The 16,347-nt window shown below is 40.0% G+C and carries 16 protein-coding genes; 8 read left to right on the forward strand and 8 right to left on the reverse strand.

What is annotated here, in order from left to right; genetic code table 11:
• The first annotated feature begins 11 nt into the window (after positions 1 to 11).
• The 6 genes from RM549_RS15930 to RM549_RS15955 all read left to right on the forward strand — a co-directional run bounded on the left by RM549_RS15930 (position 12) and on the right by RM549_RS15955 (position 8,327).
• The gene (locus RM549_RS15930; RefSeq protein WP_311686633.1) at positions 12 to 1,088 is read left to right on the forward strand and encodes an isoaspartyl peptidase/L-asparaginase family protein; all 1,077 of its coding nucleotides are present in this window, start codon (positions 12 to 14) and stop codon (positions 1,086 to 1,088) included.
• A 128-nt stretch (positions 1,089 to 1,216) separates the two neighbouring features.
• Positions 1,217 to 2,053 (forward strand): phospholipase A, encoded by an 837-nt coding sequence (locus RM549_RS15935; RefSeq protein ID WP_311686635.1) that lies wholly within the window; start codon positions 1,217 to 1,219, stop codon positions 2,051 to 2,053.
• Between the two features lie 85 nt (positions 2,054 to 2,138).
• The gene (locus tag RM549_RS15940; protein WP_311686637.1) at positions 2,139 to 2,615 is read left to right on the forward strand and encodes a GbsR/MarR family transcriptional regulator; all 477 of its coding nucleotides are present in this window, start codon (positions 2,139 to 2,141) and stop codon (positions 2,613 to 2,615) included.
• 29 nt (positions 2,616 to 2,644) lie between these two features.
• Entirely contained in the window at positions 2,645 to 3,766 is a 1,122-nt protein-coding gene (locus RM549_RS15945) for an efflux RND transporter periplasmic adaptor subunit (protein WP_311686640.1), read from the forward strand.
• A 7-nt stretch (positions 3,767 to 3,773) separates the two neighbouring features.
• Positions 3,774 to 6,923: an efflux RND transporter permease subunit gene (locus tag RM549_RS15950; protein WP_311686641.1), complete on the forward strand. Its 3,150-nt coding sequence runs from the start codon at positions 3,774 to 3,776 to the stop codon at positions 6,921 to 6,923.
• A 6-nt stretch (positions 6,924 to 6,929) separates the two neighbouring features.
• On the forward strand, positions 6,930 to 8,327 hold the full coding sequence (locus tag RM549_RS15955) for an efflux transporter outer membrane subunit (protein ID WP_311686643.1): 1,398 nt from the start codon (positions 6,930 to 6,932) through the stop codon (positions 8,325 to 8,327).
• A gap of 70 nt (positions 8,328 to 8,397) precedes the next feature.
• On the opposite strand, the gene RM549_RS15960 is transcribed toward RM549_RS15955, so the two are convergent.
• Genes RM549_RS15960 through RM549_RS15970 form a run of 3 tightly spaced genes read right to left on the reverse strand, consistent with a single transcriptional unit; the run spans position 8,398 to position 10,046 of the window.
• Complete coding sequence (locus tag RM549_RS15960; RefSeq protein ID WP_311686645.1) at positions 8,398 to 8,898, reverse strand: YciI family protein; 501 nt, start codon at positions 8,896 to 8,898, stop codon at positions 8,398 to 8,400.
• The gene (locus RM549_RS15965; protein ID WP_311686647.1) at positions 8,895 to 9,377 is read right to left on the reverse strand and encodes a CYTH domain-containing protein; all 483 of its coding nucleotides are present in this window, start codon (positions 9,375 to 9,377) and stop codon (positions 8,895 to 8,897) included. Before RM549_RS15965 ends, RM549_RS15960 begins: the two co-directional genes overlap by 4 nt.
• Before the next feature lie 3 nt (positions 9,378 to 9,380).
• The gene (locus RM549_RS15970) at positions 9,381 to 10,046 is read right to left on the reverse strand and encodes an NAD-dependent epimerase/dehydratase family protein (protein WP_311686649.1); all 666 of its coding nucleotides are present in this window, start codon (positions 10,044 to 10,046) and stop codon (positions 9,381 to 9,383) included.
• 227 nt (positions 10,047 to 10,273) lie between these two features.
• On the opposite strand from RM549_RS15970, the gene dinB reads away from it, so the two are divergent.
• Positions 10,274 to 11,374 (forward strand): DNA polymerase IV, encoded by a 1,101-nt coding sequence (gene dinB / locus RM549_RS15975; protein WP_311686651.1) that lies wholly within the window; start codon positions 10,274 to 10,276, stop codon positions 11,372 to 11,374.
• A gap of 41 nt (positions 11,375 to 11,415) precedes the next feature.
• Positions 11,416 to 11,916: a lipocalin family protein gene (locus RM549_RS15980; protein WP_311686653.1), complete on the forward strand. Its 501-nt coding sequence runs from the start codon at positions 11,416 to 11,418 to the stop codon at positions 11,914 to 11,916.
• A gap of 121 nt (positions 11,917 to 12,037) precedes the next feature.
• Here RM549_RS15980 and pyk read toward each other — a convergent pair whose 3' ends face one another.
• From pyk to RM549_RS16005, 5 genes are all read right to left on the reverse strand, one after another.
• Positions 12,038 to 13,468, reverse strand: a complete 1,431-nt coding sequence (gene pyk / locus RM549_RS15985; RefSeq protein ID WP_311686655.1) for a pyruvate kinase — start codon at positions 13,466 to 13,468, stop codon at positions 12,038 to 12,040.
• Positions 13,468 to 13,956 carry an IPExxxVDY family protein gene (locus RM549_RS15990; RefSeq protein ID WP_311686657.1) on the reverse strand — a complete coding sequence of 163 codons (489 nt, stop codon included), beginning with the start codon at positions 13,954 to 13,956 and terminating at the stop codon, positions 13,468 to 13,470. The genes pyk and RM549_RS15990 overlap by 1 nt, the downstream gene beginning before the upstream one ends.
• A gap of 110 nt (positions 13,957 to 14,066) precedes the next feature.
• On the reverse strand, positions 14,067 to 14,798 hold the full coding sequence (gene rnc / locus RM549_RS15995; RefSeq protein WP_311686659.1) for a ribonuclease III: 732 nt from the start codon (positions 14,796 to 14,798) through the stop codon (positions 14,067 to 14,069).
• 5 nt (positions 14,799 to 14,803) lie between these two features.
• Positions 14,804 to 16,057 carry a beta-ketoacyl-ACP synthase II gene (gene fabF / locus RM549_RS16000; RefSeq protein WP_311686661.1) on the reverse strand — a complete coding sequence of 418 codons (1,254 nt, stop codon included), beginning with the start codon at positions 16,055 to 16,057 and terminating at the stop codon, positions 14,804 to 14,806.
• A 15-nt stretch (positions 16,058 to 16,072) separates the two neighbouring features.
• Positions 16,073 to 16,309, reverse strand: a complete 237-nt coding sequence (locus RM549_RS16005; RefSeq protein ID WP_013069791.1) for an acyl carrier protein — start codon at positions 16,307 to 16,309, stop codon at positions 16,073 to 16,075.
• Positions 16,310 to 16,347: the final 38 nt, after the last annotated feature.

The raw sequence follows: 16,347 nt of genomic DNA on the forward strand, positions 1-16,347 counted from the left end.
TAATTGATCAGATGAAAAAAATACTCTTCCTATTCAGCTTATGCCTTTGCTTTGCCTGTAACGAAAATATTTCTGCCGAAGCAGGAACCACTTCCGAAGAAAATTCAGAAAGTATAAAAGAAACAGACTCTGTTCCCAATTTCGGCATCGTGATTCATGGCGGCGCAGGAACTATATTAAAAGAAAACATGAGTGATTCTTTGGAAAACGCTTATAAAGCAAAACTTGAGGAAGCCATCAGGACCGGACACGAAATTTTGGCAAATGGAGGCACGGCGCTGGAAGCGGTACAACGAACGATCAACGTAATGGAGAATTCTCCGCTTTTTAACGCCGGAAAAGGCGCTGTTTTTACTAACGAGGGAACCAACGAACTGGATGCTTCTATTATGGACGGCGAAACTTTAAATGCAGGCGCGGTTGCGGGTGTGACGACCATTAAAAATCCGATAAATCTGGCTTATGAAGTAATGGTAAATTCTGAACATGTGATGCTTGCCGGCAAAGGTGCCGAACGTTTTGCGCAGGAACAGGGAATTGAAATTGTAGATCCGGAATATTTCTACACAGAGAACCGGTTTAAAAGTCTTCAACGGATCAAGGACCGCGAAAAAACTGAACTGGATCACGACGGAAAAACGGCATTTACCGACCCGTATATTAAAGATTCCAAATTTGGAACTGTGGGCTGCGCCGCGCTCGACAAAAACGGAAATCTTGCTGCAGGGACTTCCACCGGCGGGATGACCAACAAAAGGTACACTCGTATTGGTGACGCACCAATTATTGGCGCCGGAACTTACGCCAACAACAAAACCTGTGCGGTTTCCAGCACCGGTTGGGGGGAATTTTTTATCCGCGGGATGGTGGCGCACGATATTTCTGCAATGATGGAATATAAAGGGGTGAGACTGCAGGAAGCTGCAAGTGAAGTTATTCAGGAGAAAATTCCGGATTTAGGTGGCGACGGCGGAATTATCGCTATCGACCATGAAGGAAATGTTGCGATGGAATTTAATACTGCTGGGATGTACCGAGCTAAAATGAATAGAAAAGGCGAACTGGAAATTGGGATTTACGGCGAATAATTTTTCGGTTTTCCAGACAAATGTAAATTCGGGTTACGGAATTATTTCGTTTAAAACATCTTTAACATAGAATTAGAAGTTGATAATCGCATCTTTTATAGAGAGCTTTTAACTTTGGCAAAAAATCTATGAAGTTTTTCCATTACCTGAGTTTCAGCCTTCTTTTCTGTACTATTTTTTCTGCTAATGCACAGGGTTTAACCAGAGAACAGGTGGACGATACGATAGAAAAGATGCCTGCATTTTCTATTCATAAAAATAATTATTTTATCTCAGGTGTTCCGTTAAGCAGGTCAGTTTCAGATAATTCTGATGCAAAATACCAGATAAGTTTTAAGCAACTGCTTTCACGAAATACGCTTCCTCTAAACACCTATCTTTTCCTCACTTATACACAAAAAGCATTTTGGGATCTGTACAGCTTTTCGAGTCCGTTTTCAGATATTAATTTCAATCCCGGTATAGGTCTTGGAAAACCTATCTTTAACAAAGACAACAAGCTTATGGCTATGGCCTACCTGCAATATGAACATGAATCCAACGGCCGGGACAGCATTTATTCCAGGACCTGGAACAGGCTGTCGCTTAGTTTTGAAACTGATTTAAGCAGCAGAACCTCCCTTAGGGTAAAAGCCTGGCTCCCATTTAGCTATAAAATCGATAATCCAGACTTAATTGAGTATATGGGCTATGGGGAAGTAAATCTTTCTTACGATTTACAACCTGAAAAATGGACTATGGATTTACAGCTTCGCAAGGGCAGTAATCTGGACGATTGGAAAGGTTCGGTAAGAGCACAATTATTTTATAATCCTTTTAAAATGACCAACCAATATCTCATGCTGGAGTGGTACAATGGCTACGGGGAGAGTCTACTTGACTATGACCAGTTTAGAAGTATGATACGGGTGGGGTATGTTATAAAATCCAACAACCTGAATTTCTTCAAATTCTCCGGAAGCTAATTTTAACAATAAATTAGGTTTTATTGGTTCGGTAAGTTCCGAACCAAGAATATATTTGCAGCTTCATAATTTCTAAAAAAATTGAATGAGCTGTTCAGCAGAAAAAAGCAAACTAATTGAAGAAATTGGTCTTCATTTCGAGAGGACCAATCAGTTAGCCCCACTGGCTGCAAGGATATATGCTATCATGATCCTTTCCCCCAAGGAGGGCCACACTTTTGATGAAATAATGGCTATTACCGAAGCCAGTAAAAGTTCGGTTTCTACACAATTAAATCTTCTTCTTCAGTTAAAAAAAGTTGAATATTTCACCAAGACGGGCGACAGGAAACGTTATTTCCGAGGTAACAGAACGTACTTACAAAATACGCTGGAAACTTACCTGGAGAACATTTCCGAAGAACTTAAAATGGTGGAAAAAATCACAGAATTTAATTCTACTTATAACCCTGAAAAGTACAAGAAAACAGGAAAGGTGCCACTACTTTTTAAGGACTACCTCTTGCGCCAAAAGGAGAATTTAAGAAGCACCATAGCCAAAATATCAGAAATCCAGAATTAGAAATATCATAACCATCAATGCTACCAAAAATGAGAAACATTTTTAAATATATTATCGCCATTACCGGCGTCCTTATTATGATCTCCTGTGGGGACAATGCAGGCCAGCAGCAACAGGCGCAGGGCCCGGCACCTTATCCTGTATTGGAGGTGCCAAGCAGGACAATTACCGGCTATACCTCTTATCCTGCCAGCCTGGAGGGAGTTGTAAACAGTGCCGTAAGAGCAAAAGTTTCAGGGTATATTACAGATGTTCTTGTAGATGAGGGGCAAAAAGTTAACAAAGGACAACTGCTTTTTAAACTCGAGACCCAGTCTTTGAGCCAGGATGCAGGTGCAGCACGCGCCAATGTTAACGCGGCGCAGGTAGAGGTAGATAAACTGAAGCCACTGGTAGAAAAAAATATTATTAGTAGTGTACAATTAGAAACTGCAAAAGCGAAGCTTGCACAAGCCCAGGCTAGTTACCAGAGTGTTGCCGCCAATATAGGTTATGCCAGTATAAAAAGCCCTGTAGACGGTTACGTTGGAGCTATTCCCTATCGTGAAGGTGCCCTTGTTAGCCCTGGGGATCCTACTCCGCTAACCACAGTTTCACAAATTAATGAGATTTATGCATTTTTCTCGATGAACGAAAGTGATTACCTAAACTTTATTCAAACAACTGAAGGAGAGAATCTTGCTGAAAAACTTAAAAATATTCCTCCGGTAGAACTTCAACTTGTAAACGGGACAACCTATGACCATAAAGGTAAAATTGAAACGGTTACAGGACAGATAGATCCTTCTACAGGTACCGTAAGTTTTAGAGCTGTTTTTCCAAATCCAAATGAAATCCTGGCCAGCGGAAATAGCGGACAAGTACGTATTCCTAAAACCTATGAAAATGTTCCGGTTGTACCTGAAGCTTCTTCTTTTGAACAACAAGGAAGAGTTTACGTTTATCGTGTGCAGGGAGACAGCCTTGCTGTTAGCAGAGTGATTGAGGTACGTGACCGGGTGCAAAAGCTAATTGTTGTTGCTTCTGGTATTGAGCCCGGAGAAAAAATTATTGCTCAAGGTGTGGGGCAACTACGCAACAATACTCCTATAAAACCGCAGCCTGTTTCTTTTGACAGTATCGCCAATACTCTACAACCTGTTTTCAAATAAAATATAAATGCTAAAGAAATTTATAGAAAGGCCCGTATTATCTACGGTCGTTTCCATCGTCATAGTTGTTTTGGGTATTCTTGGTATTACCACGCTACCTGTAACACAATATCCCGATATTGCTCCGCCTACGGTCCAGGTTTCTGCAAATTATCCAGGTGCCAATGCACAAACCGTGCTGGAAAGTGTTCTTATTCCTATAGAAGAGCAAATTAACGGTGTAGAGGGAATGGATTACATTACCTCTACAGCGAGTAACAATGGTAGTGCCAGCATTCAGGTATTCTTTGATCAAGGAGTAGATCCCGATATTGCCGCAGTAAACGTACAGAACAGGGTAGCCAGGGCTACGCCATTACTTCCGCGGGAAGTAACCCAATCTGGAGTAACTACTCAAAAACAGCAAACCAGTTCTTTGATGTTCTTTACAGTTTATTCTGATAATGACGAATACGACGACACCTTTATCCAGAATTACCTGAACATCAATGTTATTCCCGAACTAAAGAGAATTAATGGGGTAGGTGATGTGAGTGTTTTTGGAGCCAAAACTTATGCGATGCGTATATGGCTACAACCCGAAAAAATGGCAGCCTACAACCTCATCCCAACAGATGTTACTGCTGCCATTAATGAGCAAAGCCAGGAAGCGGCAGCAGGCGCACTTGGACAAAATGATGCGGAAGCTTTTGAATATGTTATTAGATATAGCGGTCGCTACACCACCGAAGCCCAATACGAAGATATAGTTATAAAAGCCTTAGGAAATGGACGTTACTTAAGACTTAAGGATGTTGCTCAAGTAGATCTTGATGCAGAAAGTTACTCCTCGGTATCATTAACCAACGGATTACCGGGAATGACCATGGCGGTTTATCAAACACCTGGTTCTAATGCACAGGAAATCATTGAGAATATTCATGCACGACTGGATGAAATGGAACAGGATTTCCCAACAGGAATGCATACCTATATTAATTTTGACACCAACGAGTTCTTAACTGCTTCCATAGATAAGGTGGTTGTGACACTAATTGAAGCCTTTATTCTTGTATTTATAGTAGTATTCCTGTTCCTGCAGGATTTCAGATCTACCCTTATTCCTGCAATTGCGGTCCCGGTGTCAATTATAGGTACATTTTTCTTCCTCAACCTCTTTGGGTATTCCATCAACCTTTTAACCTTATTTGCTTTGGTACTTGCCATAGGTATTGTTGTAGATGATGCCATTGTTGTAGTAGAAGCAGTGCATGCTAAACTTGAAGAAGGTGCAGATAGTGCTTTAAAAGCTACACAAAGTGCCATGGAAGAAATTACCGGTGCTATAATATCCATTACCCTGGTTATGGGTGCTGTGTTTATTCCTGTAACTTTTATTTCAGGACCATCAGGGGTGTTTTATGAACAATTTGGAGTAACACTTATAGTTGCCATAGCTATTTCGGCGGTAAATGCATTAACATTAAGTCCTGCTTTATGTGCTTTATTTCTAAAACCGCACCATGATAAGGCAGGAAAAAAGAAGAGTTTCTTACAACGATTTTACTCGACATTTAACACAGCCTTTGATATAACCACAAAAAAATATGGTAGGTCTCTTTCATTTTTATACAAACATAAATGGATTACTGTAGCCATTCTGATTTTATCTGTTGCCGGAATTTTTTGGGGAGCTAAAAGTACACCAACCGGTTTTGTTCCTGATGAGGACAGGGGGATAATCTTTGCCAATATTGAACTTCCTGCCGGGGCATCTATGGACAGGACTGTAGAAGTTACAAACGAGTTAAAAGATAAAATTCAGAAACTTCCCGGCGTATACGGCGTCACCATGGTTAGCGGTAGAAACTTAATTGCAGGAGCAGGTAGCAATTATGCACTGGGACTCGTTAAGCTGGATTCATGGGAAGATCGTGGTGCAGACTCCCTCTCCTCTGATGCAATTACAGCAAAGTTGTTCCAGATTGGAGCAAGTGTTGCCGATGCAAATGTCTTATTCTTTGCGCCGCCAAGTATTCCCGGATTCGGAATATCAGCTGGATTTGAGGCTAAAATTTTAGATCGCTCGGGAGGAAGTTTTCAGGAGTTGGAAGGCGCTACCCAACAATATTTACAAGATCTTTCTTCACGACCTGAAATTGCATATGCCCAAAGTTCTTTTAATACTTCATATCCACAGTACGAAATAGACCTGAATGTGGCAAGAGCCAAAGAAGCCGGTGTTCCTGTAAGTAGTATATTTTCTACTCTTCAGGGATATATAGGAAGTATTTATGCTGCTGATTTTGCCAGGTTTGGTAAGCAATACAGGGTTTATGTACAAGCACTGCCCCAGGACCGTGCTGAAGTGGATGACCTTAATGCTTTATTTGTAAGAAACGATCAGGGGGAAATGGCTCCAATCACAGAATTTGTAAACCTGAAAAGAGTTTATGGACCTCAATCTGTAACGAGGTTCAACCTTTTTAATTCTGCCAGCATAACTGGGGCAGCTGCACCTGGCTATTCTTCGGGAGATGCTATTGCCGCCGTACAGGAAGTCACAGAAACTGCACTTCCCAGGAATTTTGACATTGGATTCTCAGGTTTAACAAGAGAAGAAATTTCTGCCGGTGGTCAAACGACCTTCATCTTTATATTAAGTATTCTGTTTGTATATTTTATTCTGTCTGCCCAGTATGAAAGCTATATTCTTCCATTAACTGTACTTCTAAGCTTACCTGTTGGGGTAATGGGAGCCTATTTGGTCACATATTTATTAGGTTTACAGGCAAATATCTATTTTCAGATAGCACTCATCATGTTGCTGGGTCTACTGGCAAAGAATGCTATTTTAATAGTAGAATTTGCAATACAAAGACGACAGGCCGGCGCTCCCATAGCGCAAGCTGCCTTTGATGCAGCAAAGGTGAGACTAAGACCCATTTTAATGACGTCCCTGGCATTTATTATTGGACTGCTACCATTAGTATTCGCAAGCGGAATAGGAGCTGCCGGTAACAGGTCGATTGGCACAGGAGCCGTAGGAGGTTTGCTAATAGGAACTGTGTTAGGTGTATTTATTATCCCTATCCTGTTCATCTTTTTCCAATGGTTGCAGGAAAAAGTTAGCTCCAAACCTGCTATTGCTGAAGATAACAACACGAATTTAGAATAGATTAAAATGAAAAATTTGAAGATATATAAGGTTTTTCTGGTGCCGGTAATCCTTTTGTCACTACAGGGATGTTTTGTAGCTAAAGATTATGAGCGTCCCGAAGTGGTAACCGAAGCTAACTTTAGAACCGACAGTCTTGTGCAGGATAGCACAACTATTGCCACAGTATCCTGGAGGGAGATATTTACCGATCCTGTGCTTACGCAGTACATTGAAGAAGGTTTAGAAAATAATATTGATATTAGAATAGCGGTACAGCAGATCATTACAGCAGAGGCTTATGTTAAACAGGGGAATCTTGGTTTTTTCCCAACACTTAACACCAACGCCCAGGCCACACATCAGGAATTATCTGCCAATAGCCAGTTTGGAAGTTTTTTTTCTTCGATAGATCAATATGAAGTAAGCGGTTCCCTCTCCTGGGAGGCCGATATTTGGGGAAAAATAAGGAGCACCAAGAGAGCCTTTCAGGCGCGCTACCTGCGGAGTACTGCGGCCCACCAGGCTGTTAAAACCCGTCTGATTTCTGATATTGCTTCAACTTATTACCAACTGCTGGCTTTAGATGAACAAATTCGTATCACAGAGCAAACTATTGAAAACAGGGAAAGAAGCCTGGAAACGACAAATGCACTAAAAGAAGCCGGTAATGTTACTGAAGTAGGTGTAAAACAAACAGAAGCCCAACTCTATACCGCCCAGTCGATATTAGTGGATTTGAAAAACCAGGAGCGGTTGCTGGAGAACTTTCTTTCGATATTGCTGGGAGAAACACCAATGCAGATTGAAAGAACAGCTCTGGCACAACAGGAAATCACAACAGATCTGAATATTGGTGTTCCAATACAGCTTCTAAGAAACCGACCCGATGTAATTGCTGCGGAATATAATTTACTTAATGCCTTTGAAATGAGCAATGTTGCCAGAAGCGAATTTTATCCTTCACTTACCTTAACAGCGGCAGGTGGTTTCCAAAGTTTGGTTTTTCAGGAATTACTGGATCCAAATTCTCTTTTTGCCACAATAATTGGAGGAATTGCACAGCCAATATTTAATGGCAGGAGAATTAGGACGGCCTACGAAGTTTCCCTGGCAGAACAGGAGCAGGCGCGATTAAACTTCAGACAATCTATTCTTACAGCCAGCCGGGAAGTTTCCGATGCTTTATACTCTTACCAGGCTGCTACAGAAAAGATTGAAATTAAACAGAAAGAATTTGATGCCTACGATACTGCTACAGAGTATTCAGAAGAATTATTAAATAATGGATTTGCCAATTATCTTGAAGTGCTTACGGCAAGGGAGAATGCCTTGAATTCGAGATTGGATCTTATAAATGCACGATATAGCCAACTTGAAGCGATGGTAGATTTATACCAGTCCCTTGGAGGAGGTTGGCAATAATTTAGTTGTTGTTGGTTAGTTGTTAGTACGAACAGCCCTGAGAATTAAATTCTTTAGGGCTGTTTTTGTTTTAATCAAGTTTAGCGCCTTTCTTTACCCACCATGGATAAACTTCAGCTTTTACCCGACCGGATTGAACTAAAGGGTCGATATTTGCCAAACTATCTGCCTCTCTTTGCGTGGGTGTATTGAAAACCACAACTTCCTTAATTGTACTTTCTTCTCCCAAATGACCTGTAAGACTTGCATGCCCTTGTTCTACCAATCGCTCCAGATATTCTGAATGCTGGTTCTGCAATTCTTCAACTTCAGTAGAATCCTGATTTATGTTTTCACCAGGTGTTAGAAACACCATATAGTATTGCTGCATGAGATAAGTACTGTCCCCTCTTTCCTGCCGCAAAGTTTGATAGCCTTGTTCCTTCAAATTCTTCTCCTGTTCATCTATATTTGGCGCAAGGGCTTCAACTTTATCAGGTCCGGGAATTCCCCGGGAATTTTCTGCTTTTTCAGTTTGTTCACAGGAAGAAAAAGCTGCCAATAGTCCTATTAGTAAAAATCTTTTCTTCATAATAAATTGTTTTTCCAGTTTTTATAAGGCTCTTTACAGAGTTGGGAATTGTAGTACCTTACATCGCCTGTAACTTCTTTGCCCAACCACTTTGGTTTCTTAAATTCTTCTGTTTCTGAAGACAATTCCACTTCGGCGACGATTAGCCCTTCATTGGCTCCAAAGAATTTGTCTACTTCAAAAGTATGAGGCCCCGATTTTGCCAAATATCGGGTCTTATCTATAATCCCCGGCTCACAAAGTTTTAAAAGTTCTTCGGCATCTTCAGGAGAGATTTCCTTTTCCCACTCAAACCTGCTTAAACCACTTTCAGAAGATTTTCCCTTAACGGTTATAAAGGCTTTTGTTCCTTTTGTCCTGACTCTGACAGCACGATCTGGGTGGGAATTTAAATATCCTTGCTTAATTCTTAATTCTTCCTCTGCTTCAAACTTAAAATCGTCTGAAATCACCAAAAATTTCCGTTCAATTTCGACCATGTGCTATATTTCTTCAGAATTTGCAAGCTCTGCGATCTCCTCGGATTCTATTCTGGTTTGATGATGCCCGTCATTTGCTATAAAAATCATCGCCGAAGCTATTTCTTCAGGATTTATGGACCTATATTTTTTAAGCCCACCTATCATTAAAGGCTTTAGTAAAGACATCACATTTTTGGCAATTTTCTCCCCTGTTCTCTTCTCCTCACGATCACCTGCTATTAGAGAAGGCCTAAGAATGTAGGTTTTTTTAATATCAAAATCAAGCACCTCCTTTTCCATTTTTCCTTTTACCCTATTATAGAAAATTTTACTCTTAGCATCTGCCCCCATAGCGGAAATTACAAAATAGCACGGGATATTGTTTCTCTCACAAAGTTTGGCGGCAGTTACAGGAATCCCGTGATCAATCTTCTTATAAGTATCCTTATCCGGAGTTTTGCTTTTAGTGGTTCCTATACAGCAATAAACCTCATCTGCTTTAAATTTATCGGCATGTTTTTCCAACTGAAATAAATCAATTAAATGTTCTTCTACCTTTTGATGGTGAACGTTCGCAGAACTCCTGGAAAAGAGAATGATTTTACCGTAACGATTGTCCTCCAGTAGCTTGCGAAGCAGCACTCCGCCTGTAAGCCCGGTTGCTCCTAAAATAATTGCTGTTTTCATATGGCTGGTATTTTCTAAAGTTGAGATTAACTTTACACGTTCTACCAAAGGTAAGCAATGATATGGATTTTAAAACAGGGTTTTTAAATCTGCAATTTCTCCTCTTAATCTTGCTGATAAGGTTGTAATTATATGCTGAAGAAGAAAAATTTTGAACAGGTAGCTACGGAAGCAGTAGTATTACTATTTCTTCGCTTTTCAGGAGCGGAATTTCTTAAATTTACCGTGTGGAAAACTCAATTCCTTTACGCAAGATCATTCATATAGACATGGATGCTTTTTATGCTTCCGTAGAACAACTGGACAATCCGGAGCTACGGGGAAAAGCTATTGCTGTTGGCGGAAGTTCGAAAAGAGGCGTGGTGGCTGCCGCAAGCTATGAAGCGAGAAAATTTGGAGTTAGAAGCGCAATGAGCAGCGTAACTGCGGTGCGTAATTGCCCTCATTTAATCTTCGTAAAGACACGTTTTGACCGCTACCGCGAAATCTCAAGGCAGATAAGGGAAATATTTCTGGAATATACAGATATGGTGGAACCTTTATCGCTGGATGAAGCCTATTTGGATGTTACTGAAAATAAAAAAGGCAACCCCAGTGCAACCTTGATTGCTAAAGAAATAAGGCAGAAAATTAAAGACAAAACAGGGCTAAATGCTTCTGCAGGAATTTCTATAAATAAATTTATTGCCAAAATTGCCAGCGACCACAATAAACCTAACGGACAAAAAACTGTAAATCCCGAAGAAGTTTTGGAATTTCTCGAAAAACTGGACATCAGGAAGTTTCATGGGGTGGGCAAAGTAACTGCAGAGAAGATGTACCGGCTGGGCATCTTTACCGGAGCAGATTTAAAGCAAAAATCGGCAGAATATCTCACAGGTAACTTTGGAAAAAGCGGCTTACACTATTATAACGTAGTACGCGGGATTCATTTAAGTGAAGTTAAACCGAACCGAATAAGGAAATCTCTTGGAGCCGAGCGGACTTTCAACGAAAATATTTCTTCAGAAATTTTTATGTTGGAACGGCTGGAGAATATCGCAGAAGAAATTGAACGCCGACTGGAAAAGAGCAAGGTAGCCGGGAAAACAGTTACGTTAAAAATAAAATACAGCGACTTTACACTGCAGACTCGCAGCAAAACCATTTCTTACTACATTTCCAGCAGGGAATTAATACTGGAAATTGCCAAGGAACTTTTATATCAGGAAAAGATGAAGGATTCCGTAAGGCTTCTGGGAATTTCCCTCTCTAACCTTAACACCGATAAGCCTGAACAAAAAGAACAGAAAGAAGAAATAGAGGTGCAGCTAAAATTTGATTTTTAAGAATTATATTTATCTATCACTTCTTTATGATCCATATACATATGAAAATTAGGCTTCTATCCTTTTTAATCATTTTTTTGTATTCCTGTGAAGATTCGAAGAAACCATACAGAACCCCCGAAAATGCCGTTGCGTTAATTTCCGGGGACAGTATAAAATCCTGGAAAATTGCTGAACGTTACAATGGCAAAGTAAGAATGAATATGGGGCCCTGCTTTATATCTTATCGCCAAACATTTCTCAATGACAGTACTTTTTATGATAACAATGGGGAGACACGGGATTGCGGCGATAGTTTAAAAGGAAAATGGCAGCTACACACCAATTCCAAAGGGGATCCTTATATAAAATTAGAAAGTCCTCAAATTCCGAAATTATTGAGCATTCAGGAAAATTTTAAGTTCTTTAAGATCTTATATTTATCCAAAGACACTTTAAAATTAGCTTTTGAACATCAGCAATACGGGAACAAAAGAAGAGTAATTACCGATATTTTGGTGCGTGAAGAGTTAGAGGTTGGAGACAGATATTATCATCATTAATCGCCCATTGCATTATTCTTCTGAAGTACAAAGCTTCAGGTGCCATTGTTGCCTAAACAATAAAACCACGAAAACACTATTACTAGCGAATTCGTGGCTTTATTTTATAATTAAATTTATTCTATTCTATTTCAGAAACTCTTAGAGTATTCACCATTCCTTTTTCTGCCATTGGCATTGCGGCAAGGTTCACTGTAAAATCTCCCGCCTTTACGTAACCCCCTTCTTTAGCAATAGAGTTAATATCATCTATGGTTTCGTCTGTACTTACGTATTTATCATAATGAAAAGCCCTAACTCCCCACAACAAACTTAACTGCGCCAGAATTCTCATGTTAGGAGTAAAAACTAAAATATGAGATTCAGGTCTCCATGCAGAAATCTGAAAAGCGGTATAGCCACTGTTTGTTAAGGTACAGATAGCCTTTGCCTTTATTTCATTTGCCATATGGGCTGCATGAAAACAAATTGCTTTGGTGATATATCGTTTGGTACGTACGTGCGGAGGATCGTGCGGAACTTTAATAAGAGGCGAATTTTCAACACTCTCCAGTATCTGACACATTTTCTCAATTACCTGAACAGGATATTGTCCTACTGAAGTTTCGCCACTAAGCATTACTGCATCTGCACCATCCATAACAGAGTTGGCCACATCATTCACCTCTGCCCTTGTAGGGGTAAGGCTTGTGATCATAGTTTCCATCATTTGGGTCGCGATAATTACCGGAATACGTGCTTTTTTTGCTGTAAGAACAAGTTTCTTCTGGATAAGTGGTACCTCCTGGGCAGGAATTTCTACTCCAAGATCTCCACGGGCAACCATTAATCCATCACAATAAGCCACAATTTTTTCAATATTCTGAACTCCTTCAGGCTTTTCAATTTTGGCAATTATTGGAATTTTGTGTTTGCTATGTTTTTTGATCAGTTCCTGCAATTCCATTAAATCCTCTGCATGCCGTACAAAAGAAAGAGCCATCCAGTCTACTTCCTGCTCACATGCAAAAATGGCATCCTTTACGTCCTTCTCTGTTAAGGCAGGTAAGGAAATTTTTGTGTTGGGTAGATTGACACCTTTTTTTGATTTTAAAGGGCCACCTTGTATTACTTTAGTTTTAACCTCATCTTTCTTGTTAGTACTAACTACTTCGAAGATTAGTTTTCCATCGTCAAGAAGTATTCTTTCTCCCGGGGCTACATCCTGTGGAAAGGTGTCGTAATTCATGTAAACCCTTTCTGCAGTTCCTTCAAATTTCTTTCCTGTAGCAAAGATGATTTCGTCTCCCTTCTTCACCACAACCTCTTCCTTCATCACACCAACCCTTAATTTCGGGCCCTGCAGGTCACCCAGGATAGCAGCACTAAAATTGTGCTCCTTATTAAGGTCACGAATCATTTTTATACGCTCTTTTACCCCTTCGTAATCTGCATGGGAAAAGTTAACCCTAAACACATTTACTCCAGCCTGGAGCATATCGTATAAAACTTCTTTGGTACTGGTTGCAGGCCCAAGGGTCGCAACTATTTTAGTCTTCTTGTTTGTTGGCATTATTCAAAAATTAGATTTTCTTTCGATTTTAGGTTATCTGCATCTATATTATATGCAGCAAGGACTTGCGGAATATTATTTACAATATTCAGAAGCCTTTTAAAGGTATGTTCGGGTATATCTTCTTCTATTTTCAGAAAAAAATCCACCTTTTTATACTCAGGTATAAGATGCACTACTAAAGGTCTCACTTCTTCTTCATAAAATAAGGACCCAGAGCTTAATACTTTCCTGGCCTGACCTTTAAATTTATTGGTAACCAGATTAAAGACACAATGGGTTTTATGGTCTTTTGAAGTGAATAAAGCATACATTGCCTGAACAGATTTATGATTAAAATCCACGTCCCGCCTCGCTCTTTTTAAATGCAAATCTAAATGCTTATTCAGGAGGTATGCCATTTTATATTGTTCTACAGGACAATAAATAGCTATTAACCTAAAGCTGTCTTCCTCTACTTCATCCAGCAACATTTTATGCGACTGCATTATTCTATACTTTGGTTAAAGATAAAATAACCAAGGCAAAATACCTGCCCTACTGGCTAAAAATCCGTAACTTTTTACGAAAACGTTATCGCGAACCCAAGATAGGGAAATTAAGACATTTTATTTTGAAAGGCGTAGTAAGCTCTTTTTGAAGCTTTTTCTTCCGCTTTTTTCTTGGATGTCGCTCTTGCCTTTGCCACAACTCTTTCATTAATTCTGAGTTTGACAGCAAAATGCTTAAGTTCATCATTACCTGTGTCTTCGTAGACTTCGTAATCAAATTCTTTCTTTTCTTTCTGGCACCACTCAATAAGCAAACTCTTATAACTAATCACTTTCCCTTCCAACTGCTCGATATCTACATAAGGCTCTATTACACGATCAAAAATAAAACGTTTGCAATATTTGTAGCCACGATCCAGGTAAATAGCACCCACAAGAGATTCAAACAAATTACCGTGAATATTTACTCCAAATTGTTCTTTGGGGATATTGGTCTGCACATGCAAAATTAAATTAAGATCCTTGCCTAATTCATTTAAGTGCTTACGGCTCACCACTTTGGACCTCATCTTAGTTAGATAACCTTCGTTACCTCCCGGCACAGCTCTAAATAAGTGCGAGGCAATAACGGCACTCAGCATGGCATCCCCAAGGAATTCCATCCTCTCATAATTTATTGCATTCCCTTTATCGTCCTTCATGTTAAGGGAACGATGTGTAAAAGCTTTTTTGTAGTGGGAAATATTCTTGGGGCGGAACCCCAGAATTTTATGCATGGCATTAAAAAAATTCCCGCCCTTGGAAGAGCGGGAATTTAATATGTTCCGAATAACACTCATCGTGATTATTCAACAAATTTTTTAAATAAAACACAGGCGTTGTGTCCTCCAAAACCAAATGTATTGCTCATTACCACGTTGACTTCTCGTTTCTGGGCCTTGTTTAAAGTTAAATTCAATTCCGGATTAATATTTTCGTCTGGATGCTCATGATTTATTGTTGGAGGTACTATACCGTATTTCATAGACAGAATAGCCGAAATAGCTTCTATCGCACCGGCAGCTCCAAGCAAATGACCAGTCATCGACTTTGTGGAATTGATATTGATGTTCTTTGCATGATCCCCGAAAACTTTCCCTATAGCCTTTAATTCTGCTACATCTCCAAGAGGAGTAGAAGTTCCGTGAGTATTTATTGCATCAACATCTTCAGGGTTCATACCTGCATTCCTTAAACAATTTTTCATCACCGCCACAACTCCGTCTCCTTCAGGATGCGGTGCGGTCATGTGGTAAGCGTCAGAAGACAAGCCGCCGCCCAATACTTCAGCATAGATTTTTGCACCCCTTGCTTTGGCATGCTCATATTCTTCTAAAATAAGAGCGCCTGCACCTTCTCCAAGAACAAAACCATCCCGTGTGGCATCAAAAGGTCTTGATGCTGTTTCGGGACTTTCATTTCTGGTAGAAAGGGCATGCATGGCATTAAAACCACCCATACCGGCAATGGTAACCGCTGCTTCTGACCCTCCTGAAACTATAACATCGCTATATCCCAACCTAATGTTGTTAAGAGCGTCTATCATAGCATTTGCAGAAGAGGCGCAGGCAGAAACCGTGGTGTAATTTGCTCCCATAAATCCATGACGGATTGAAATATTACCAGGGGCAATATCTGCAATCATCTTCGGAATAAAAAAGGGATTAAACCTGGGGCTTCCATCTCCTTCAGCAAAATTTATCACCTCGTCCTGAAAAGTTTCAAGTCCTCCTATCCCAGCTCCCCAAATTACACCAACACGATATTTATCTACAACATTCAGGTCTAAGCCTGAATCTTCAATGGCTTCATCTGAAGCTACTATCGCATATTGTGCAAATCTGTCAAGTCTTCTTACTTCCTTACGGTCAAAGAAATTTAAAGGATCGAAGTTTTTGAGTTCACAAGCGAATTTGGTTTTGAATTTTTCGGTATCGAAATAAGTAATAGGTGCACTACCGCTTTTTCCATTCACCAATCCATCCCAATATTCTTCAATATTGTTACCAACGGGGGTTAGTGCTCCTAATCCCGTTACTACAACTCGCTTTAACTCCATATGGCTTTTTTGCTTTTATTTTTTAGCGTCTTCAATATAAGAAATTGCCTGACCAACAGTAGCAATGTTCTCTGCCTGGTCGTCTGGAATCTGGATATCAAATTCTTTCTCGAATTCCATAATTAGCTCCACTGTATCCAATGAATCAGCGCCCAGGTCGTTGGTGAAGCTGGCTTCGTTTACAACTTCGTTCTCGTCAACACCTAACTTGTCCACGATTATCGCTTTTACTCTTGATGCAATGTCTGACATAATATTTTATTTTAATTTTGATTAGGTGGCAAAAATAA

The sequence above is a fragment of the Autumnicola patrickiae genome (assembly GCF_031846525.1).
Lineage (GTDB): Bacteria > Bacteroidota > Bacteroidia > Flavobacteriales > Flavobacteriaceae > Autumnicola > Autumnicola patrickiae.